The organism is Neisseria sp. P0006.S004 (assembly GCF_051963015.1).
Classification (GTDB): Bacteria; Pseudomonadota; Gammaproteobacteria; order Burkholderiales; family Neisseriaceae; genus Neisseria.
This window is the reverse complement of record NZ_JBQCUS010000003.1, coordinates 266,374-286,972: the sequence shown is the minus strand read 5'-3', so window position 1 is coordinate 286,972 and position 20,599 is coordinate 266,374. Positions and strand designations below refer to the sequence as shown.

Below are 20,599 nucleotides of genomic sequence, written 5' to 3'. Positions count from 1 at the left end.
AACAGTGATGGCAATTTTTAAGCAACCTCCTATTCAATGGGGGTTTCTAGGTAATTCATATTTGTGGCGCAAGTTGGCGCAGTATTTTTCCGGTAAGGATATGCCGCCTGAGCGGCACCGTTTTGAAGCGGCAATTATCGGCGCAGTTTGGGTATTGACCGGGCATCGTCTCGATAGGGAAGAGCAATTTAAAGTCAATCGGTACAATCAAGGTGGAACCTCCGACGGCATAGTCAGCTGCCGTTTTTGGCTTGAAACGGCCATTCCTTTGCTTTGGCAGCGGCAAGCGAAACTTAAGCCCCGAAAATTTTGGCAGTTTGGAAAGAAATAATGATTAAATTCAAAAATGTACACAAACATTTTAAAGATTTGCACGTTATCAACGGCGTGAATCTGGAAGTCAAACAAGGCGAAGTGGTCGTTGTATGCGGCCCTTCAGGTAGTGGCAAATCTACGCTGATTCGTACGGTAAACCAACTCGAGCGCATTGAAAGCGGCGAGATTTGGGTGGACGGCATCAATGTTGCCGATCCGAAAACCGATTTGAACAAAGTGCGCGAAGAAGTGGGCTTTGTGTTCCAAGGGTTCAATCTGTATCCGCATTTGACTGTCTTGGAAAATATTATTCTTTCTCCGATGAAAGTGAAAAACCAAAGCCGTGAAGAGGCGGAAAAGAAAGCGATGGAGCTTTTGGAACGTGTCGGCTTGGCGCATAAAAAAGATGCGCTGCCCGGTCAGCTTTCCGGCGGTCAGCAGCAGCGTGTGGCGATTGCACGCGGTTTGGCGATGGAGCCGCGCGTGATGTTGTTTGACGAGCCGACTTCTGCGCTTGACCCTGAAATGGTCGGCGAAGTATTGAAAGTGATGAAAGACTTGGCGGAAAGCGGCATGACCATGATGTGTGTAACCCATGAAATGGGTTTTGCGCGCGAAGTCGCCGACCGTGTGATTTTTGTCGATAAAGGCCAGATTTTGGAAGACGAAACGCCGGAAGAATTTTTTACCAATCCGAAACACGAGCGTGCCAAACAATTCCTGCAACAGGTGATGACACATTAAACTCGGGTCGTCTGAAATTTCAGACGGCATGATCGGTTTGAATGATTTTGAAAGTTGAAAATAATGTATTTTGTTGACCGTACTGCTGTTGTGCTGAAGCCGACCGCCCGTTTTTTGGAATGGCTGAAATCCGCCGATGAAAATATGCCCGACTTGACCGTCGAGCAACTGCGCACCAACTGCTCCGTATTCCTTGTGCCGCAATTTGACGAACCCGAATCCGTCATTTCTTATTTTGACGAACGCTACCAGCAGATTTTTGAAGCCGAATTGGCAGGCTGGGACATTGATAAAAGCAAATGGCCGCAAGACATGAGCTTGAAGGCTTTTTGGGAATTTTTCGATACCGAAATCCACGATATGGTTTTGGATATGGAAGAGGCGGAATTGAACATTACGCCTGTTTTCGACAATATGATGTAAAGCCGTGAGAAGTTTTCAGACGGCCTTAAAGCCCTCGCGTTCTTTGAAAATTCTGATTGTTTTCTTACACCTTTCGGCGTTGGCCTTATGCCTTGCCGAGTTTTACGGCTGGATGATGTGGTTGGGTTTGGCGGCATTGGCCGGCAGTTTTGCCTATGCATGGCACAGCGTTAATTTTCATGCTCAAAATTCGGTCAGAAAAATCATCATCGACCGCCAATACCGTGCGACGGTTTACTTGAATGACGAGGAAGAGGGAAGAAGCGCGGTTTTGCAAGACAGCAGTATGTTGACGGTTTATGCTTTGTTTTTGCAATGGAATGTTGACGGAAAAATGATCAAACACTGCATCTTGCCCGATATGGCCGACCGCGATGCCTACCGCCGTCTGAAAGTGTGGGCGCGCTGGTGCCGTGAAAAAGAAGACAAAGCAGAACTTGCAGCAGATATGGATTAAACGGCTGTTTCAGACGGCCTTTTGAAGCGATAAATACTAATGAAAACATTACAAGACTGGCTTTCTCATTTGGAGACTGCCCATAGTTCCGGCCTTATTGATATGGGTTTGGAACGCGTGGGAGAAGTGAAAAAACGCATGAATTTGGTGCCGCAATGTCCTGTCGTGGTGGTGGCGGGTACCAATGGCAAAGGTTCCGTATGTGCCTATTTGTCGCATATTTATAAAGAAGCCGGTTTTAAAGTCGGTACGCTGACCAGTCCTCATCTTCTGCGTTACAACGAACGAATCGCCATCAACACTCAGCCGGTTTCAGATGAATTGATTGTTTCCTCATTTGAGCGTATCGAAGCGGCGCGCGGCGAAATTTCGCTGACGTATTTTGAGTTTAATGCTTTGGCGGCCGTCGATATTTTCATGCGTGAAAATGTGGACGTAATGATTTTGGAAGTTGGTTTGGGCGGACGATTGGATGCTGTGAACGTATTCGATGGCGACTGCTCGGTTGTTACCAGCGTGGATTTGGACCATCAGGCATTTTTGGGTGATACTGTCGAGCAGGTCGGTTTTGAAAAAGCCGGAGTGTTCCGTAGCGGCAAACCTGTCGTATGCGGTCAGAATCCTGCGCCTGAATCATTGGTCAAACACGCAGAAGAAATTGGCGCAAAACTGTTGATGGTTCAGCGAGATTTTGATTTTGCGTCAATGGAAAGCGTACAGTGGAACTACCGCTTCCATCCGCAATCTTCAGACGGCCAAAGCCGTAACCGCAATTCCTTGCCGTTTCCTGCTTTGCGCGGTGCCTATCAGTTGTCTAATGCCGCATGTGCATTGACTGTGTTGGAATGTTTGAACGAACAATTGCCGGTTGATATCGGCGCGATTAAACGCGGTTTGCTGTTGGTTGAGAATCCTGGACGTTTCCAAGTTTTGCCCGGCCGTCCGCTGGTGGTTTTGGATGTCGGCCACAATCCGCACGCAGCCCGTGCTTTGCGCCGCAGTCTGATTAACCTTGCCTTTGCCCAAAAACGTACTGCTGTATTCAGTATGTTGTCCGACAAAGATATTGATGGCGTGCTGGAAATCGTTAAAGATCAGTTTGACGAGTGGAACATCGCGCCTTTAGATGTACCGCGCGGTATGACGATAGAGGCTTTGCAGGCCAAACTGGCTGAACACGGCATCGACAATGTAAATGTTTTTGAAACTGTCGCTGCTGCCTACCGCGCTGCTTTGGCTAAAGCAACCGAAAATGATAGAATCGTTGTTTTCGGCTCATTCCATACTGTTGCCGATGTAATGGCTGTTTTGAAAGAACACTAACGAGGAAATTATCATGTCCGACAATAAACAAAAAGAAACTCCAAACGGATACGATTTAGACGGTTACGAACAACTCAAACGTCGCAACCGCCGTCGCTTGGTCTTAGCCTCCGGCTTGGTGGTGGCATCGGGTATGCTGTTCGGTCTGGCACTGACTTCCGGCGACGATAAAAATTCACCGTTTAAAGAAGCACCTGTCGGTCAGAGCCAAGTCAAAACGGCTGATGAGCCGAGCAAGGCCGTTGTTTTAGAGCCGAATAAAGAGGATGTTGCGATGGCTGAAGAAGCAGCCCGCCATGCGGATGCCGAAGCGCAAAGCAAACCTCAAAATGCCGGCGACGAAGAAGACAATGCGCCGGTTGAAGTATTGAAGCCAAACCGTGAGTCTGCTCCCGAAGATGTCGGCGAACCGTTGGTTTTGATTAATGATACTTTGGATGACGGCAATATTAAAGGTTTGGAAGAGTCTGAGCGTATTCAACGAGCTGAGGCCGCCAAACGCGAAGCTGCGGAGCGCCGAGCCGAAGAACGCCGCCAACGCCAGGCAGAACAACGTGCTGCGGCACGCAAGGCACAAGCCCAACAGGAAGCGGATGAAAAAGAAAACGCATTGGCTGCTAAAAAACGTGCACTTCAAGCGCGTGCTGAAAAAGCAGAGCGTGAAGCTGCTGCTGAACGCAATAAATTAGCACAATTGGAAAAAGCAGAGAAAGCCATTGCCGAGCGTAAATCTGCCAAAAACAGCAAAGACAGCGTAAAAGACAAGGCCGAACCTACTAAGAAAGCAGAAGCCAAAGTTGAAAAACCAAAAAATGAAAAAGCTAAACCAGAAACGGCCAAAGCAGAAAAAGCCGATAAGGTAAAAACTGCCGAGAAGCCGTCTGAAAAAGCCAAACCTAAAGCTGAAAAAGAAAAAGCAGAAGCTAAACCTGCTAAAAAGGCCGCTATTCAGGCTGGTTATGCTGAAAAAGAACGCGCACAAAGCCTGCAACGTAAAATGAAAGCCGCAGGTATCGATTCGACCATTACTGAAGTGATGACCGATAAAGGTAAGGTGTATCGCGTGAAATCAGCCAGTTATAAAAATGCACGCGATGCAGAGCGCGATTTGAACAAATTGCGTGTACATGGCATTGCCGGTCAGGTGACCAGTGAGTAATTTGCCTGTTGCCGATTTATTGGCTGCCGCCGTCATCGTCATCTGCATCATTGTCTCGTTGACACGGGGTATTATTGCGGAAGCAGGGGCGATGGTGGCGTGGGTGGTATCGTTCATTGCAGCCCGAACGCTCGCTGTGCCGTTTGCCGATGTGGTCTTTAAATCGGTTGAACCGCATTCCTTGGCGGTTGCCATGGGTTTTGCCGCTGTGTTTTTTCTGGCATGGCTGTTGCAGAAACTGGCACGATCGCTGTTGAGCAGTTTGATGTCTGCCGTTGGTTTAGGAAGCATCAACCGTTTGCTTGGCGGCGTATTCGGTGCTGTGAAAGGTGTGATTTTAGTGACACTGGCAGTGATGGTTTTTTCACACACTGATTTGCCGAAAACGGAAGAGTGGCAAAGCTCGCATACGATTCCGTATTTTGAATCACTTGCCGATGCTGCGATGCCTTATCTGCCTGGAAAAGATACCGCAATGCCGCATCTTTCGGGTAAAGCAGCTGAAGTTGAAGAATTGGATGATTGAGTTTGACGGATTCAGACGGCCTATGGGTCGTCTGAATCCGTTTTTATTTGCGTAAATTTGACATCATATTGTCAACAATTCGAGCAAACTCATCTAAATTATTTTATAATGACAGCTTACCCATTTAATCTTCAAACTCGGAGAAGCACGATATGTGTGGTGTATTAGGTTTGGTTAGTCATGAGCCGGTCAATCAGATGTTGTATGATGGTTTGCAGATGTTGCAACACCGTGGTCAGGACGCAGCAGGTATTGTTACTGCCGAAGGCAATATATTTCATATGCACAAGGGCAAAGGCATGGTGCGCGAAGTGTTCCGTACCCGTAATATGCGCGACTTGGTCGGTAATGCAGGCATTGCACATGTCCGCTATCCGACTGCAGGCAATGCGGGCAGCAGTGCAGAAGCCCAGCCGTTTTATGTCAGCTCCCCATTCGGCATTGTTTTGGCACACAATGGTAATCTGACCAATACCGAAGAGCTCTATGAAAACGTATGCAACAAACACCTGCGCCACGTTAATACCAGCTCCGATTCTGAAGTCCTACTCAATGTATTCGCACACGAATTACGCCGCGAAGTCTCTAAAAATACAGCCCCTTATCAACTTACCATCGACAATATTTTCAACGCCGTTTCCGAAGTGCACCGTTTGGTGCGCGGCGCATACGGTGTTGTAGCCATGATTGCAGGATACGGCATGCTGGCTTTCCGAGATCCTTTCGGTATCCGTCCGTTGGTTTTGGGTTCGCAAACCGATGAATCCGGCAAAAAATCGTATGCTGTTGCCTCCGAATCCGTTGCCTTTAATGCACTTGCCTATGATTTGGAACGCGATATCCAGCCGGGCGAAGCCGTATTTATTGGTTTTGACGGCACGATTATTTCCCGTCAATGCAGCGAGAAAGCCAAATTAAGCCCTTGTCTTTTTGAATATGTTTATTTTGCCCGCCCAGACTCCGTCATCGATGGCGTTTCCGTTTATCAGTCCCGTATGGATATGGGCGTATCTTTGGCAGAAAAAATCAAACGCGAGCTGCCTGTCGATGATATCGATGTCGTGATGCCGATTCCCGATACCAGCCGACCCAGCGCGATGGAGCTTGCCGTTCATCTCGAAAAACCTTACCGCGAAGGTCTGATTAAAAACCGCTACATTGGCCGCACCTTTATTATGCCTGGCCAAGCAACACGCAAAAAATCAGTACGCCAAAAACTCAGCCCGATGGAAACCGAGTTTAACGGCAAAAGCGTTTTATTGGTGGATGATTCCATTGTACGCGGTACGACCAGCCGTGAAATCGTCGAAATGGTACGCGCGGCAGGTGCACGCAAAGTCTACATTGCTTCTGCCGCTCCTGAAGTACGCTATCCGAATGTGTACGGCATCGATATGCCGACCCGTGAAGAACTGATTGCAAACGGCCGCAGCGCAGCAGAAATAGCAACCGAAATTGGCGCGGATGGCATCGTCTTCCAAAACTTAGAAGACTTGGAAGCAGTAGTCAAAGCACTCAATTCAAAAATTGAATCCTTTGATTCTTCATGCTTTAACGGTGTTTATCAAACAGGCGATATCGATGAAGCATATCTGAACCGTCTCTCTACCGAAAAATCAGGTTGTGGCGGCTTGAAAGTACATCCAAGTAAAATGGAACACAGCATCAGTATCAGCGATAGCGATGATGAAGAATAAAGTAAATTGACTTACAATAAAGGCCGTCTGAAAATTAACGTTCAGACGGCCTTTAATTATGTTTTAGACACATCATGAGTACCGAAACCAAAAATTACATCACGCCTACTGGCTGGCAGGCATTGAAAGACGAACTTTATCATCTGGTCAACAAAGAACGCCCGGAAATCGTCCAAATCGTTAACTGGGCGGCAAGCAATGGCGACCGCAGCGAAAATGGCGACTATCTTTACGGCAAACGCCGTATGCGCGAAATCGACCGCCGTATCCGCTTCCTAACCAAACGCTTGGAAGCAGCCGTTGTCGTCGACCCTGAAGCGCGCGAAGCCACGGACCAGGTTTTTTTCAGCGCCACCGTTGATTTATTGCGCGGAGACGGTCGTGAACAAACCGTCAAAATCGTCGGTGTAGATGAAATCGATACCGCTAAAAATAAAATCTCATGGATTTCCCCTTTGGCACGCAGCCTGATTAAAGCACGCGAAGGCGATGAAGTTGTCTTGAATACACCGGAAGGGCGTGAGGTTATAGAGATTCTGTCGGTGGAATATATTAAGATTGACTGATTATGCGTGAATAAAAACTATAAAGGCCGTCTGAAAAATATACTTTCAGACGGCCTTTAAAATGATTTCAAAGAAAATCCTACATTTGCACCGAGCCGTTGACGGTCAGGCTGATCTCTTCCGAACCGGGGGAAGCAGGTATGCCATCTTCTATTCCTGCAGCCACTTCTGCAGCAGGGATTGCACGCAGCATTTTGGCGTGTGCAAAGTTGCCGCCGACTTGGCGGTTGCCGATATGGCCTAAGTTGAGTTTAACGATTTTGTAGCTGGAGAAGCCGAGCGTTTGGGCGAGATTTTGGGCGCGGTCTTTGAAGCGCAGGATGACGGCTTTGCTCAGTTGGTCGACGGTTTCTTCGCGTTTTTCTTTGGATACGGAAAATGAGGAGCTTTCCAAAACGGCGATATTGATGCTGTCGGCAATCAGGCGGTTGAGTGCTTCAAAGTCTTTGCTTTCTACTTTGAAGTAGGCGTGTTCTTCCCAGCCGGTTTGGGTGCGTTTGCCGTTGGTGTATTGATAGCGCGGGGATGCGTTGCGCTCCATCAGCTCGGCTTTAAATTTGCTGTTTTGGGAGATTTTGTTGAACTGGTTGAATTTCTTCATGAAGGCTTGGTTGACGGCTTGACGGTCTTTACCTTCTGCGTTGACGCTGAAATGCGCGGTCATGGTGTCCCGCGGCACTTCCATATTCGCGGATTCGGAAAATTCAACGATGTTGTAGTTGAGGCTTTCTGCTGCAATGGGCAGGGAGGCGGCTAGGAGTAGGGCGGTAAGGGTTGGGCGGAGCATTTTGTTTTCCTTGTGATGCGGATTTTAAAAAAGTAATTTAGCATGAAAGATGGAAATGTTGGCTTTGGCAAGCGTAAGGATTTGTATGGGTTGAGGCCGTCTGAAAATAAGTTACTTTGTGTCCATCAAGCCGACCTCATGGGGATTGAGGCGGGCTTTTCCTTCTTGGCCTAAGCCGACCAATTTCCGTAAGCGAGTCATGTAGGCATTGACATCAAGGCCTCGTCCGTAGCGTTGCGCCTCCCAGATGGTTTCTGCCAAGGCTTCCATCATATCGTGTTCGGCTTTGACCCAGTCGCCGTTGTAACGGGCGCAAAGTTGATGGTGGATGGCACGGATGCCCGGGGGCTGGTCAATGGCACTTTGCTCTTGCAGGGAAAGGTGTAGCGACATATGCAGGAATGGGTTGCTTTCTCCGTCTTCGGGCAACCATTCTTTATCTAAATATTGTTCGATGTCTTCGAGATAGTGTCCGTATTCGGGATGGGCTTCGATAATGCGCAAAGCTTTTTGTTGCAGGCCGTCCAATTGGAGCGGTGCGAGCCTGTGTTGCCAGACGTGGGCAAAGAATCGGCGGACATCGTGGGTGTTTACGTCATACATGATGGGTGTGATTTGATTTTGGGATATGTGATTATATAGCGATTGCGATAAAAAAGGCCGTCTGAAAAACATGTTTTCAGACGGCCTTTGTTTTGCAGGGTTTAGCGGCGGTCGATGATTCGGTAATACACTTCGCCGTCTTGGACATAGCCCAATTCGACGCGGGCAATTTCGGCGATAGCCTCTTGTCCGTGTGCCAAATCTTCAACTTCCGCATTGAGGAAATTGTTGCGTAAAGTGAGCGTTTGGTTTTTTTCCTCCTGACGGACGAGCTGCTCCTGCAATTCTTCCGTATGCCCGACACTGCCTTTACCGAACCAAAGGCTGTACTGACAGCACAAAAGTGCGAAGGTTAAAACAAAAGTTACCCACTTCATACAATCAATATCCTATATTTTGCTTATTTGCCCAGTTGGTAGAATGCGGCTTTGCCAGGGTAGTAGGCGGCTTCGGCCAATTCTTCTTCAATGCGCAACAATTGGTTGTATTTCGCCATGCGGTCGGAACGGGACAGGGAGCCGGTTTTGATTTGCATACAGTTGGTGGCAACTGCCAAGTCGGCAATAGTGCTGTCTTCGGTTTCACCGGAACGGTGGCTCATTACGCTTGCGTAGCGGTTGCGTTTGGCCAAGTCAACGGCTTGCAGGGTTTCGCTCAATGTACCGATTTGGTTGACTTTAACCAGCAATGCGTTTGCCACGCCTTTTTCGATGCCTTCGGCCAAGATTTTTGGATTGGTTACGAACAAGTCGTCGCCGACCAATTGAACTTTTTTGCCCAATTTTTCGGTCAGCAGTTTCCAGCCTTCCCAGTCGTTTTCGTCCATGCCGTCTTCGATGGAAATGATTGGGAATTCGTTAACCAGGCCTTCCAAGTATTCGGCAAATTCTGCGCTGGTGTAAGAGCGGCCTTCGGCTTCCAGATGATATTGACCGTCTTTATAGAACTCGCTGGATGCGCAGTCCAGGGCGAACAATACGTCTTCGCCTGCTTTGTAGCCTGCGGCTTCAGTGGCTTCTACGATCAGTTGCAGGGCTTCTTTGTGGCTGTTCAAGTTAGGTGCGAAACCGCCTTCGTCGCCCACGGTGGTTGGGAAGCCTTTGGCATCACACAGTTTTTTCAGTGCGTGGAAGATTTCGGCGCCGCAACGCAGGGCTTCGCGGAAAGATTTTGCGCCGACAGGCATAATCATGAATTCTTGGATGTTCAGGCTGTTGTTGGCATGTTCGCCGCCGTTGATAACGTTCATCATTGGAGCAGGCAGAGCCATTGGGCCTGCGCCGCCCAAGTAACGATACAGAGGCAGGCCTGCATCTTCAGCGGCTGCGCGTGCTACGGCCATAGAAACGGCCAAAGTGGCGTTGGCACCCAAGTTGCCTTTGTTTTCAGTACCGTCCAATTCGATCATGATTTGGTCGATATAAGATTGTTCGTTGGCATCGATACCGATGAGGGCTTGCGCGATTTGGTTGTTTACGTGGTCAACGGCTTTCAATACGCCTTTGCCCAAGTAACGGGATTTGTCGCCGTCACGCAGTTCCAAAGCTTCTTTTTGGCCGGTTGATGCGCCGCTAGGTACGGCTGCGCGTCCCATGACGCCGGATTCCAACAATACGTCACACTCTACAGTAGGGTTGCCGCGGGAGTCCAAAATTTCGCGTGCAAAAATATCAACGATTGCGCTCATGAATATCTCCAAATAGGATAGTAAAAGAAAAGTAGCTTTGTTACGTTTCAGACGGCCTTAAGGATGATTGCCAAAGTCTGATGAATGCAGACATTATACCGTCTTTGCCAAGTATGGCATCGGAGTCGGTATGAAACCGACTGTAAGTTTGTTTCACGTCAATATCGTTCAAACAAACATAAGCCGTATAGTGTAACATTTTTTACCCTTTTTAGGGTGAAAAGCTGATTAAATAAGGCATAAGGCCGTCTGAAAACCAGATTAGCCTGCTCCCAAAATCATCGAGCCTACGCCGTCATCGGTCAGCACTTCCAAGAGCAGGGCGTTTGGAACGCGGCCGTCTATGATATGCGTGGCTTTGACGCCGCTTTTGGCGGCTTCGACGGCAGAGGCAATTTTAGGCAGCATACCGCCGTACAGCGTGCCGTCTTCAATCAGTTCGTCAATGCGGCTTGGCGTCAGGGTGGTCAATAATTTGCCTTCTTTATCCAGTACGCCGGGAATATTGGTCATCATCAGCAGTTTTTCGGCCTGAAGTTTTTCCGCCAGTTTGCCGGCAACCAAGTCGGCATTGATGTTGAACGCTTCGCCGTTTTGACCTACGCCGATGGGTGCGATGACAGGAATGCAGCCGCGCTCGACCAAACCTTCCACCAAACGGGTGTCGATATCGGCCACTGTGCCGACTTGGCCGATGTCCACGCCTTTTTGTTCGGGCGTGTCGATCAGGAGTTTTTCTGCTTTGATGAAGTGGTTGTCCCGGCCGGTAATGCCGACGGCGCGACCGCCGAAGGTGGTAATCATGGAAACGATTTCTTTATTAACGTGTCCGCCCAAAACCATTTCTACGATGTCCATGGTTTCGCTGTCGGTCACGCGCATGCCTTGAACGAACTCTCCTTTTTTGCCGACTTTTTCCAGCATTTCATTGATTTGCGGACCGCCGCCGTGAACGATGACGGGATGCAGGCCGATCAGTTTGAGCAGGACGACATCGCGTGCGAAACCCTCTTTTAAGGCCGACTCGGTCATGGCGTTGCCGCCGTATTTGATGACGATGATGGAGCCGGAAAAACGGCGGATATAAGGTAAAGATTCGGCAAGGACGCGCGCTTTGATGGCAGGGGAGACAGATTGTTGCTGGGTCATGGTTTCAACCTTGTTTCATGATTTCGGCCTTTATCTTAATCCCAAAGGCCGTCTGAAACAATATTTCCAAGCACTTGAAATCCTGTTAAATCAGTTAAATGGTTGAAACCAGCCTCATGCAAACGGTAAAATGACGGTTTGCTTCGGCCTCTTCGCCGATTACTAAGGATACCCATGATGAAAATCAGCACCCAATTCGATGCCGGTTCGGTCGTTGTCAAAGACTTGAGCAACCCTGCCGATATCCGCCTCGCCCTGCGTCCCGACAATGCTTCGGAGTTTGCCCAATGGTTTTACTTCCGTTTACAGGGTGCGGCCTATCAAAACTGCGTGATGCATTTTGAAAATGCGGCGGACGCTGCGTATCCTTTGGGCTGGGAGGACTATCAGGCTTGTGCTTCTTACGACCGCCAAAATTGGTTTCGCGTGCCAACAAGCTACGAAAACGGCGTGTTGACCATCAACCATACGCCTTTGTCCAACAGCGTTTACTACGCTTATTTCGAGCCTTATTCCCACGAGCAGCATTTGAACCTTTTGGGCGATGCTCAGGGAAGCGGTTTGTGCCGTATCGACGACTTGGGCAGTACCGTTCAAGGCCGCGACATCAATCTTCTGACCATCGGCAACCAAGTCGAAAGCGACATGAAAGTTTGGATTATCGCTCGCCAACATCCGGGCGAAACCATGGCGGAATGGTTTGTCGAAGGTTTGCTGGGCCGTCTGCTTGATCCGCAAGATCCGACCGCGCGCATGCTGCTTGACCGCGCGACTTTCTACATTGTGCCGAATATGAATCCGGACGGCTCGGTTTTGGGTAATCTGCGCACCAATGCCGCCGGCGCCAACCTCAACCGCGAATGGGAAACACCGACTTTGGAGCGAAGCCCCGAAGTCTTTGCCGTCCGCGAAAAAATGATGGAAACCGGCGTGGATTTGTTCTTGGATATTCATGGCGATGAAGGTCTGCCGTTTGTCTTTGTGGCCGGTACCGAAGGCGTGCCGAACTACAACGAGCGCATCGAAGCCTTGGAAGACCAATTCAAACTGGCGTTGCTCAATGCCAGCCCAGATTTCCAAGACGATTACGGCTATGACAAAGATGCGCCGGGTCAGGCAAACATGACTTTGGCGACCAACTGGGTCGGCAATCATTTCAACTGCCTTGCCTATACTTTGGAAATGCCGTTTAAAGACAATGCCAACCTGCCGGACGACGATTTCGGCTGGAATGGCCAACGCTCGCTGCGCTTGGGCGAGGCAATGCTGTCTGCTATTTTGAATGTGGTTGGCGATTTGCGTTAAACCATCCGACACCGCATACAGGCCGTCTGAAAGTTCAGGCTTTCAGACGGCCTTTGAGATAAGGAACACACATTATGATGATACATCCCCAGTTTGATCCGGTGCTGATCAGCATCGGCCCGCTTGCCATCCGCTGGTATGCCTTGAGCTATATCGTCGGCTTTATCCTGTTTACGATTTTGGGCCGCCGCCGTATTGCGCAGGGCAATTCTGTGTTTACCAAAGAAACACTCGACGATTTCCTGACTTGGGGTATCTTGGGCGTCATCTTGGGCGGCCGTATCGGCTACGTTTTGTTTTATAAATTTTCCGACTATCTTGCCAACCCGTTGGATATTTTCAAAGTATGGGAAGGCGGTATGTCGTTTCACGGCGGCTTCTTGGGCGTGGTCGTTGCCATGTGGCTGTTTGGCCGCAAGCACAACATCAGTATCTTGAAATTGATGGATACCGTTGCGCCGCTCGTACCGCTGGGCTTGGCTTCCGGCCGTATCGGCAACTTTATCAACGGCGAACTTTGGGGACGCGTGACCGAACTCAATGCTTTTTGGGCAATGGGTTTTCCGCAAGCGCGTTACGAAGATGCGGAGGCTGCGGCGCACAATCCTTTGTGGGCCGAATGGCTGCAACAATACGGCATGCTGCCGCGCCATCCGTCTCAGCTTTACCAGTTTGCCCTTGAAGGCATTTGCCTGTTTGTCATCGTTTGGATTTTCTCGAAAAAACCACGTCCGGCCGGACAAACGGCGGCATTGTTCTTGGGCGGTTACGGTTTGTTCCGCTTTATTGCCGAATTTGCCCGTCAGCCTGACGACTATCTCGGCCTGCTGACTTTGGGTTTGTCCATGGGTCAATGGTTGAGCGTGCCGATGATTGTATTGGGTGTGATTGGTTTTGTTTGGTTTGGTCGTAAAAACAGTGTTGCCAAAGCGTAAATAAAACAAGAAATAAAGGCCGTCTGAAAAGGTTTTCAGACGGCCTTTTTATCGCTTCAAGCAAACGGATTTTGGGTTTAACCGAAAAAGCCCATTTTGACTTGAATGAGTTTTTCCAGCTCCGGCAGAACGCGGCGGCGTGAAACGAAGAAGATAATGTGGTCGCCGTCTTGGAGGATGGTTTCGGTGTGGTGTCCCATGATGACCTCGCCGGTTGCGCCGCGGACGATGGCGGCGATGTAGCAGTCGCTTGGCCATTTGATGCCGCTGATGCGGCGGCCGACGATGGCGGAAGTGTTTTTGTCGCCGTGTACCACCACTTCAATAGCTTCGGCTGTACCGCGGCGCAAAGGATGGACGGCAACGACGTCGCCACGGCGGATGTGGGCGAGGATGGAGCCGATGGTAATCAGGTGGGGGGAAACGACGATATCGATTTTGTTGCCTTCGAGCAAATCGACGTAGCTTGAGCGGTTGACGATGGTAATCACGCGTTTGGCGCCAAGGTTTTTCGCCAACAGACTGGACATGATGTTGTTTTCGTCATCATTGGTCAGCGCGCAGAAGACGTCGATTTCGTCGATGTATTCTTCATCCAGCAGGGTTTCGTCGGTGGCGGAACCTTGCAGGACGAGGGTGTTGTCCAGATTTTCGGCCAGCCATTCGGCGCGGTGGGGTTTGTATTCGATGATTTTGATGTCGTATTTGGATTCGAGCTGCTTGGCGAGGCGGTAGCCGATGTTGCCGCCGCCGGCGATCATGATGCGGCGGGTACGCGCTTCTTTCGGACGCAATTCGCGCATGATGGCTTCCACGCTGTTGATGTCGGCGGCAAACAGGACTTCATCGCCTTCGATGATGACGGTTTGCGGGGTAGGGACGATCAGGCGGTTGTTGCGGTAGATGGCGCAGATTTGGCAGTCCACGCCTTCGAGCAGGTGTTGGTTGATGTCGGCAATTTCACGGCCGATCAGCAAACCGCCTTTGCGGGCTTGAACAATCACCATGCGGACTTGGTCGTTGGCAAAGCTGAGTACCTGCAATGAGCTGGTGTAGTTGAGCAGGCCGACAAGTTGTTCGGTAACCAGTTGTTCGGGGCTGATGGTTTCGGTAATGCCGAAGATGTTGAGGCTGCCTTCTTCGGGGTTGTCGCTGCCGGCAACCGGATATTCGAGGTATTCGCTTGAGCGTACGCGTGCGATGCGGCTGGGGATGTTGAACAGGTCGGCGGCGATTTTGGAGGCAACGATGTTGGTTTCGTCGCTGCGGGTCAGGGCAAGCAGGAGGTCGGAGTCCGCCGCGCCTGCCTGTTCGAGGGTAAAGGGCGATGCGCCGTTGCCGACGATGGTTTGGACATCGAGGCGGCTGCTGATGCGGTTGAGCGCTTTTTCGTCGATGTCGATGATGGTAACGTCGTTGCTGGGAACGGAGGCGAGGTTTTGGGCGACGGTCGAGCCGACTTGGCCGCTGCCGAGAATAAGTATTTTCACGGTAATCGAGTGTGTTCGGTAAAAATGAAATTGTAACAAAAGGCCGTCTGAAATTGGAGTTTCAGACAGCCTGATTTTTCAATCGGCTAAAGGATTACCAATAGCCCAAGGCTTTCCACCACAAGATACCGACAGTGCCGAAAATCAGGATTTCAAGCACGCTCATGATGAAGCCGGCTTTCCACCATTCGGTCATGTTGACGTAGTTGGAGCCGTAAATGACAGGTGCAGAACCGGTAGCGTAGTGGGTCAGCGACATCATGATGCCGGTAGCGGCTGCCATAACCAGGGCAAACAGCATCGGTGGTGCACCCAAGGCCAAGCCTGCGCCGTAGAATGCGCCGAACATGGCGGTAACGTGTGCCGTGCCGCTGGCGAAAACGTAGTGGGCGTAGAGGTAGGCCAGCATCAACAGGGCACAACCGGCTTCCCAACCCAAGCCCATGTGGGCGATACCGCTTTGCATGGAGTCGGATAACCAGCTGATGAGGCCCAGTTTGTTGAGGAAGTTTGCCATCATAACCAAGGCAGCAAACCAAACAATGGTGTCCCACGCGCTTTTTTCTTTTAGCGCATCTTCCCAAGTCAGTACGCCGGTCAACAGGCACAGGCTCAAGCCGAGGAAGGTGGTGGCGGTAGCGTCCACTTTCACGCCGAATAGCATTTCAGGAATACCCGCCCACAACAGCAGCAGAACCAGGAAAATGCCCAGCATGATTTTTTCTTCACGCTTCATCGGCCCCATGGCAGCCAAATGCTCTTTTGCCAATGCAGTGGCGTTGGGGGTTTGTTTGATTTCGGGCGGATACAGGAAATACAGCACCAGCGGCATCAGTAGCATAGCAAGCAGGCCGGGTACGACCATCGCCAAGAACCAAGTACCCCAAGAGAGTTGGATTTCCGAATTAGTGGCTTTGGCAACCAATTCGACTACCAGCGGATTAGGTGCGGTGGCAGTGATAAAAATCAGACAGGTAATCACGTTGGAGTGAAAGTTGACCAGTGAAAGGTATTTGCCGATTTTGCCTTCCGTACCTTTTTCAGGATCGGAGTCGAAGCTTAAGGCAATGGATTTCATAATCGGATGCACGATTGCACCGCCGCGCGCGGTATTACTTGGCGTTACCGGACCGATGACCAAGTCGGCCAATGCCAAGCTGTAACCTACGCCCAGCGTGCGTTTGCCGAAAAGGGAGATCAGCAGGTAGCCGATACGCATCCCCAAGCCGGTTTTCAACAAACCGCGCGAGATGATGATGGCGATACCAATCATCCAGATGAGCGAGTTGTTGAGGCTGCTCAGAGCGTCTTTGGTTGCGTCGGCGGCTTTTTCGTTGGTCACACCGGTCAGTGCAACCAAGGTAATGCCCAAAATCGCCATTGCGCCGATAGGCATGGCTTTGCCGATGATGCCGGCAATGATGCCGACAAACAATGCCAAAAGATGCCATGCGTCAGGCGATACGCCTTGAGGAACGGGGATAACGAACCAGATAAGCAGCGTCAGCACAAGTGCGACCGCAGCAGGAATTGGCTTGAAGCCCATGTTGAATCTCCTAATTTGAGGATTGAAGTATTGGGAAATCGGTTTTCAGACGGCCTGAGTGTCGCTTAAGCCTGTCTGAACGTATTTTGGTAGGTTCGGAAGGTATTTTTCTTATTGGGTTTCTCTTCAATCTTGGAAAGAAGAGAATGGGAGTAGGGTATCGTTTTTCAGACGGCCTTTACAGTAACAGGCCGTCTGAAAACAACGCCGTTTTATTCCTGTTCTTGCGGCAGGCCGTACTCTTCGGGGAAGGTGCGCAGCGAGCTTTGCAACACGGTAACCGCGCCGTCAATCAAACCGCAACGACCGCTTCGTGGCAACAGTTGGCACAGGCTTTGCAGGGCGCGCAGATCGTCGGGAGTGCCGATGCCGGTGTCCACGCGGTTGAGCAGGCGGGAAAGCTGGAATGTGCCGCCTTTGCACGGCGGGCATTGACCGCATGAGTTGGAAGCGAAAAATTCCACATACTCGGCCACTTTGCGCACCACGCTGGTGCCTTCGGAAATCACAATCATCGCGCCGGTACCGAGGCTGGATTTGCGTTCGCGTACGGAAACGAAGTCCAAAGGCACGTCCAAATCTTTTACGGTCAAAAGCGTGTTTGACGGGCCGCCGGTGAAGACGGCTTTAAACGTGCGCCCTTCGAGCATACCGCCGCCGTGATCGTAAATCAGCGATTGCAGGGTCGTGCCCATCGGAAGCTCGTACAGGCCCGGATTCAATACGTCGCCGGAGAGCGAGTAGAGTTTTGTACCGGCCGCATCGCCCAAACCCAAAGATTTGTACCATTCCGCGCCTTTGGCAAGGATTTGCGGAATATTGGCGAAGGTTTCGGTATTGTTGATAAGGGTCGGCTCACCGTTGACACCGCTTTCGGCAGGGAAAGGCGGCTTGCGGCGAGGGAAGGGGAAACCGCCTTCCAGCCATGAAATCACGGCAGTTTCTTCGCCGCCGATATAACGGCCTGAAGTTTCGACCAGTTGCAGGTCTAAAGGTTTACCCAAGTAGTTTTCGATACGGATAAACAAATCGCTGTTTTTCCATTGCTCAATGGCCGGTGTGATGGAAGCGATGGAGTCGGTTTGATGCGGATTGACGTACAAAATCGCTTTATTGGCACGGCAGGCAACGGCGGCAATTAGGACGCCTTCGATGACTTGGTGCGGCGTATTTGCCAGCAGTACACGGTCTTTAAATGTACCCGGTTCGTCTTCGTTGGCATTGCAGACGACGTATTTGTCGCCATTTTTGCTTTGGGCGGCAACGGCAGCCTCCCATTTGCGCCAAGTCGGGAAACCTGCACCGCCCATACCGCAAAGATTGGCATCTTGCAGTTTGGAAACAATGCTTTGTGGATCGGCAAGCGCAGCCAGCAAGCCTTCGCCGCCGCCTACTTTGCGCCACGCGGCTAAATCTGCGCCGACTTGGCGGGAAGGATGCAGTAAGTTTTGATTGGCTTGATTCATGATTGTTGCTCCTGCAAACCGGCGTGTTCGCGCAAATCGAATTTGCCGTAGTCGGGATATAAAACGGGGGCTTTGATGTCGCTGGTCAGACCGGCGCGGGTCATTTCGCGTTGCAGATCGTGGACGTGACCGACACCGCCGCGTACTTTTTTCAGCGGCAGGCCACAATTTGCCGCGGCTTTACCGGCACGGCGGCCGAAGCTGATGATGTCCAGAAGCGCATTGCCCATCAGGCGGTTGCGGCCGTGGATGCCGCCGGTTACTTCACCGGCGCAATAGAGGCCTTCCACGCAGGTCGCGCCGTCGCCGTTGATTTCTACGCCGCCGTTTTGATAGTGCAGGGTCGGATGAATCATCATCGGCTCAACAGCAGGGTCGATGCCGCATTTGTGGGCGACGTGGCCGAGTGTTACCAAACGGTTCAATACATCGGGGTCGTTGGCAATCAGGCGCGGGGTGTCGAGGAACACGCCGACTTGACCGTCGCGCACCACGCCGCGGCCTTCGCGGCATTCGCGCAGAATCGCAGCGGCAACAACGTCGCGCGGTTGTAATTCGTCAACGAAACGTTCGCCCAAACCGTTGACCAGTTTGGTGCCTGCGGAGCGCACGGCTTCAGAAATCAGCGCGCCTGCCAAGTGTGGAGGGTGGGCAACGCCGGTTGGGTGATATTGGAAAGAATCGACATCGCGCAGTTTGGCGCCGATACGGTAAGCCATTACCAGGCCGTCTGCAGTCGCGCCATAGTGGTTGGAAGTGGCAAAACCTTGCAAATGCAGGCGTCCGCTGCCGCCGGTTGCCAATACTACGGCTTTGGCGTGAACCAATACCAAAGAGCGTTTTTCCAAATCGTACAAAATCGCGCCGACGCAGCGTCCGTGTTCGTCCGACAATAATTCGATGGCGGGGTGGCGGTTGAGCTGGGTGATGTTTTCGTCGAGTTCGACTGCTTCGCGCAGTACGCGCATCATTTCGAGGCCGGTAAAGTCGCGGTAGCTCAAAATACGCGGCACGGTCGTACCGCCTGCGCGTTTGCGGCTCAACATGCCATTACTGTCTGCGCCTTTGGCAAGGTCGAAAGTCATGCCCAAGCCAATCAGCCAGCGGATAGCGGACGGCGCATCAGTAACCATCTGGGCAACCAATTCTTTTTTGCCGACGTTGTGGCCGCCTTTGATGGTGTCGTCAAAGTGTTGTTGCAGGCTGTCTTCCGCGCCGACCGCAGCTTGAATGCCACCTTCGGCCATCACGGTATTACTGTCGCCGATACGCAGTTTGTTCGCCATGATGACGCGTGCGCCGGCTTCAGTCGCAGACAATGCCGCTGCCGCGCCTGCACCGCCACCGCCAATTACCAATACGTCAGTGTTCAAGTGTTCAGCACCCGACAAATTATAGTCGTCAATCAGAGGCTGACTGATTAAGAGTTTGGCCAAATCAGGATGGCAGTAATCGCCTTGGTTTGGGCCGATAGGCAGTTTCACACGTGCATTTGCCTGATAGTCAGGGTGAAATTGGCTCAGTAATTCGTTTTTTTCAGGTAAATCGCCGCGCAGCTCCAATGAGGACGCACGCAGGTTGGCAAGGGCAGTTTCGTAGTCTATGCCTTGGATTTTGTTAACCATTACACTGACTCCTCTTCAAATTCGACTTTCATTTTGCCGCTGTCGATTTCGCGCAGGCGGCGCATCAAATCCACAGGACGCAATGTGCGCGCCGCTTTCATACGGCGGGCGAACAAGCCCAAGTGGTTCGGACGGATGTGTTCAGGGCAGGAGAGGGTGCAGAGGTTGCACATCACGCATTGGTCAAAGGTCAGCGCAGCCGCACTGAAATCGCCGGAAACTACCTGCGCTACGCCGTTTTCCACTTGCAAACCTTTAGGACAGGCTCGATTACAGCCGCCGCAATGACGGCAATTTTGCGCTTCTGGGAAGGCTTTGGCGGTATCGTCCAACCAGTTCCAGCCATCACCAATTTCGCTGACGTCGTAATATTGGATATGCTCGGGAATGAAGTAGTCCAAGAAGCTGACCTGCATGCCTTCTTCGACTTTGGTCTCGCATGCCAGTGCAGTTGTTACTTCGCGCTCGCCTTCTTTACGAATCATGCAGCGGCAGGAACCGCATACGCCTTGACCCATACAGCCGACATTGGCAGTAATCGCATTGCCTGAATGGGCATAGGCTTGGATGATTGACGAGTCGGCGGAAGCTTTAACTTCATGGCCGTCTATGGTCAGGGTTAACAAATTTTCACTCATGGTTTGTTCCTGTGAAATTGGAAGTTGGAATAGTGGATAATTTGATTAATTGTATTTTTATTACATATGTTGTGTATGAGAAAATATCCAAGTGATTTACTCAGAAATTCTTTTAAAATCAATGTTTATCTTTATGAGTCGAAGTGTATCAGAATTTA

Annotated in this window: 21 protein-coding genes; 11 read left to right on the top strand and 10 right to left on the bottom strand. The window is 50.9% G+C overall.

Going from position 1 to position 20,599, the window contains the following annotated elements; translation table 11 throughout:
- Positions 1 to 7: 7 nt before the first annotated feature.
- From ACTHR2_RS06500 to greB, 9 genes are all read left to right on the top strand, one after another.
- Positions 8 to 331, top strand: coding sequence for a hypothetical protein (locus tag ACTHR2_RS06500; RefSeq protein WP_004520147.1), 324 nt, complete (start codon positions 8 to 10; stop codon positions 329 to 331).
- Entirely contained in the window at positions 331 to 1,059 is a 729-nt protein-coding gene (locus tag ACTHR2_RS06495) for an amino acid ABC transporter ATP-binding protein (RefSeq protein ID WP_003747231.1), read from the top strand. Before ACTHR2_RS06500 ends, ACTHR2_RS06495 begins: the two co-directional genes overlap by 1 nt.
- A 63-nt stretch (positions 1,060 to 1,122) precedes the next feature.
- Entirely contained in the window at positions 1,123 to 1,482 is a 360-nt protein-coding gene (locus ACTHR2_RS06490) for a hypothetical protein (protein WP_003747228.1), read from the top strand.
- A gap of 4 nt (positions 1,483 to 1,486) precedes the next feature.
- Positions 1,487 to 1,939: a protein YgfX gene (locus tag ACTHR2_RS06485; protein WP_263337117.1), complete on the top strand. Its 453-nt coding sequence runs from the start codon at positions 1,487 to 1,489 to the stop codon at positions 1,937 to 1,939.
- A gap of 39 nt (positions 1,940 to 1,978) precedes the next feature.
- Positions 1,979 to 3,262, top strand: a complete 1,284-nt coding sequence (folC, locus tag ACTHR2_RS06480) for a bifunctional tetrahydrofolate synthase/dihydrofolate synthase (RefSeq protein WP_263337114.1) — start codon at positions 1,979 to 1,981, stop codon at positions 3,260 to 3,262.
- Positions 3,263 to 3,275: 13 nt separating this feature from the next.
- A complete protein-coding gene (gene ftsN, locus ACTHR2_RS06475; protein ID WP_049336513.1) occupies positions 3,276 to 4,421 on the top strand; it encodes a cell division protein FtsN in 1,146 nt (381 codons plus the stop codon).
- Positions 4,414 to 4,947 (top strand): CvpA family protein, encoded by a 534-nt coding sequence (locus tag ACTHR2_RS06470; protein WP_263337109.1) that lies wholly within the window; start codon positions 4,414 to 4,416, stop codon positions 4,945 to 4,947. Before ftsN ends, ACTHR2_RS06470 begins: the two co-directional genes overlap by 8 nt.
- A 152-nt stretch (positions 4,948 to 5,099) precedes the next feature.
- On the top strand, positions 5,100 to 6,644 hold the full coding sequence (gene purF / locus ACTHR2_RS06465) for an amidophosphoribosyltransferase (protein ID WP_263337106.1): 1,545 nt from the start codon (positions 5,100 to 5,102) through the stop codon (positions 6,642 to 6,644).
- Positions 6,645 to 6,718: 74 nt separating this feature from the next.
- Positions 6,719 to 7,210 (top strand): transcription elongation factor GreB, encoded by a 492-nt coding sequence (gene greB / locus ACTHR2_RS06460; RefSeq protein ID WP_263337103.1) that lies wholly within the window; start codon positions 6,719 to 6,721, stop codon positions 7,208 to 7,210.
- A gap of 79 nt (positions 7,211 to 7,289) precedes the next feature.
- On the opposite strand, the gene ACTHR2_RS06455 is transcribed toward greB, so the two are convergent.
- The 5 genes from ACTHR2_RS06455 to argB all read right to left on the bottom strand — a co-directional run bounded on the left by ACTHR2_RS06455 (position 7,290) and on the right by argB (position 11,436).
- Positions 7,290 to 7,997 (bottom strand): SIMPL domain-containing protein, encoded by a 708-nt coding sequence (locus ACTHR2_RS06455; RefSeq protein WP_263337098.1) that lies wholly within the window; start codon positions 7,995 to 7,997, stop codon positions 7,290 to 7,292.
- Positions 7,998 to 8,108: 111 nt separating this feature from the next.
- Positions 8,109 to 8,600 (bottom strand): DUF1841 family protein, encoded by a 492-nt coding sequence (locus tag ACTHR2_RS06450; protein ID WP_263337094.1) that lies wholly within the window; start codon positions 8,598 to 8,600, stop codon positions 8,109 to 8,111.
- Between the two features lie 101 nt (positions 8,601 to 8,701).
- Positions 8,702 to 8,977 carry a cell division protein FtsB gene (gene ftsB, locus ACTHR2_RS06445; RefSeq protein WP_003679613.1) on the bottom strand — a complete coding sequence of 92 codons (276 nt, stop codon included), beginning with the start codon at positions 8,975 to 8,977 and terminating at the stop codon, positions 8,702 to 8,704.
- A gap of 23 nt (positions 8,978 to 9,000) precedes the next feature.
- Complete coding sequence (eno, locus tag ACTHR2_RS06440) at positions 9,001 to 10,287, bottom strand: phosphopyruvate hydratase (protein WP_263337076.1); 1,287 nt, start codon at positions 10,285 to 10,287, stop codon at positions 9,001 to 9,003.
- Positions 10,288 to 10,548: 261 nt separating this feature from the next.
- Positions 10,549 to 11,436: an acetylglutamate kinase gene (argB, locus tag ACTHR2_RS06435; protein WP_263337073.1), complete on the bottom strand. Its 888-nt coding sequence runs from the start codon at positions 11,434 to 11,436 to the stop codon at positions 10,549 to 10,551.
- A 174-nt stretch (positions 11,437 to 11,610) separates the two neighbouring features.
- Here argB and ACTHR2_RS06430 point away from each other — a divergent pair, with 174 nt between their 5' ends.
- Positions 11,611 to 12,741 carry a M14 family metallopeptidase gene (locus tag ACTHR2_RS06430; protein ID WP_049351776.1) on the top strand — a complete coding sequence of 377 codons (1,131 nt, stop codon included), beginning with the start codon at positions 11,611 to 11,613 and terminating at the stop codon, positions 12,739 to 12,741.
- A gap of 74 nt (positions 12,742 to 12,815) precedes the next feature.
- The gene (lgt, locus tag ACTHR2_RS06425) at positions 12,816 to 13,676 is read left to right on the top strand and encodes a prolipoprotein diacylglyceryl transferase (protein ID WP_003746206.1); all 861 of its coding nucleotides are present in this window, start codon (positions 12,816 to 12,818) and stop codon (positions 13,674 to 13,676) included.
- 77 nt (positions 13,677 to 13,753) lie between these two features.
- Here the strand turns inward: lgt and trkA are convergent, their stop codons facing one another.
- The 5 genes from trkA to ACTHR2_RS06400 form a co-directional block, all read right to left on the bottom strand.
- Positions 13,754 to 15,166, bottom strand: coding sequence for a Trk system potassium transporter TrkA (gene trkA / locus ACTHR2_RS06420; RefSeq protein ID WP_263337066.1), 1,413 nt, complete (start codon positions 15,164 to 15,166; stop codon positions 13,754 to 13,756).
- Between the two features lie 94 nt (positions 15,167 to 15,260).
- On the bottom strand, positions 15,261 to 16,712 hold the full coding sequence (locus ACTHR2_RS06415) for an anion permease (RefSeq protein WP_263337064.1): 1,452 nt from the start codon (positions 16,710 to 16,712) through the stop codon (positions 15,261 to 15,263).
- Positions 16,713 to 16,924: 212 nt separating this feature from the next.
- A complete protein-coding gene (locus tag ACTHR2_RS06410) occupies positions 16,925 to 18,178 on the bottom strand; it encodes a complex I 51 kDa subunit family protein (protein ID WP_263337061.1) in 1,254 nt (417 codons plus the stop codon).
- Positions 18,175 to 19,803: an FAD-binding protein gene (locus ACTHR2_RS06405; protein WP_263337059.1), complete on the bottom strand. Its 1,629-nt coding sequence runs from the start codon at positions 19,801 to 19,803 to the stop codon at positions 18,175 to 18,177. The genes ACTHR2_RS06410 and ACTHR2_RS06405 overlap by 4 nt, the downstream gene beginning before the upstream one ends.
- Positions 19,803 to 20,441 carry a 2Fe-2S iron-sulfur cluster-binding protein gene (locus ACTHR2_RS06400; RefSeq protein WP_263337056.1) on the bottom strand — a complete coding sequence of 213 codons (639 nt, stop codon included), beginning with the start codon at positions 20,439 to 20,441 and terminating at the stop codon, positions 19,803 to 19,805. Before ACTHR2_RS06400 ends, ACTHR2_RS06405 begins: the two co-directional genes overlap by 1 nt.
- Positions 20,442 to 20,599: the final 158 nt, after the last annotated feature.

Coding starts and splice junctions, on each gene's coding strand:
- ACTHR2_RS06490 (WP_003747228.1), top strand. CDS start 1,123: ATGTATTTTGTTGACCGTACTGCTGTTGTGCTGAAGCCGACCGCCCGT.
- folC (WP_263337114.1), top strand. CDS start 1,979: ATGAAAACATTACAAGACTGGCTTTCTCATTTGGAGACTGCCCATAGT.
- ACTHR2_RS06415 (WP_263337064.1), bottom strand. CDS start 16,712: ATGGGCTTCAAGCCAATTCCTGCTGCGGTCGCACTTGTGCTGACGCTG.
- ACTHR2_RS06410 (WP_263337061.1), bottom strand. CDS start 18,178: ATGAATCAAGCCAATCAAAACTTACTGCATCCTTCCCGCCAAGTCGGC.
- eno (WP_263337076.1), bottom strand. CDS start 10,287: ATGAGCGCAATCGTTGATATTTTTGCACGCGAAATTTTGGACTCCCGC.
- ftsN (WP_049336513.1), top strand. CDS start 3,276: ATGTCCGACAATAAACAAAAAGAAACTCCAAACGGATACGATTTAGAC.
- ACTHR2_RS06500 (WP_004520147.1), top strand. CDS start 8: ATGGCAATTTTTAAGCAACCTCCTATTCAATGGGGGTTTCTAGGTAAT.
- greB (WP_263337103.1), top strand. CDS start 6,719: ATGAGTACCGAAACCAAAAATTACATCACGCCTACTGGCTGGCAGGCA.
- purF (WP_263337106.1), top strand. CDS start 5,100: ATGTGTGGTGTATTAGGTTTGGTTAGTCATGAGCCGGTCAATCAGATG.
- ACTHR2_RS06495 (WP_003747231.1), top strand. CDS start 331: ATGATTAAATTCAAAAATGTACACAAACATTTTAAAGATTTGCACGTT.
- ACTHR2_RS06450 (WP_263337094.1), bottom strand. CDS start 8,600: ATGTATGACGTAAACACCCACGATGTCCGCCGATTCTTTGCCCACGTC.
- ACTHR2_RS06455 (WP_263337098.1), bottom strand. CDS start 7,997: ATGCTCCGCCCAACCCTTACCGCCCTACTCCTAGCCGCCTCCCTGCCC.
- ACTHR2_RS06430 (WP_049351776.1), top strand. CDS start 11,611: ATGATGAAAATCAGCACCCAATTCGATGCCGGTTCGGTCGTTGTCAAA.
- ACTHR2_RS06405 (WP_263337059.1), bottom strand. CDS start 19,803: ATGGTTAACAAAATCCAAGGCATAGACTACGAAACTGCCCTTGCCAAC.
- ACTHR2_RS06400 (WP_263337056.1), bottom strand. CDS start 20,441: ATGAGTGAAAATTTGTTAACCCTGACCATAGACGGCCATGAAGTTAAA.
- argB (WP_263337073.1), bottom strand. CDS start 11,436: ATGACCCAGCAACAATCTGTCTCCCCTGCCATCAAAGCGCGCGTCCTT.
- lgt (WP_003746206.1), top strand. CDS start 12,816: ATGATGATACATCCCCAGTTTGATCCGGTGCTGATCAGCATCGGCCCG.
- ftsB (WP_003679613.1), bottom strand. CDS start 8,977: ATGAAGTGGGTAACTTTTGTTTTAACCTTCGCACTTTTGTGCTGTCAG.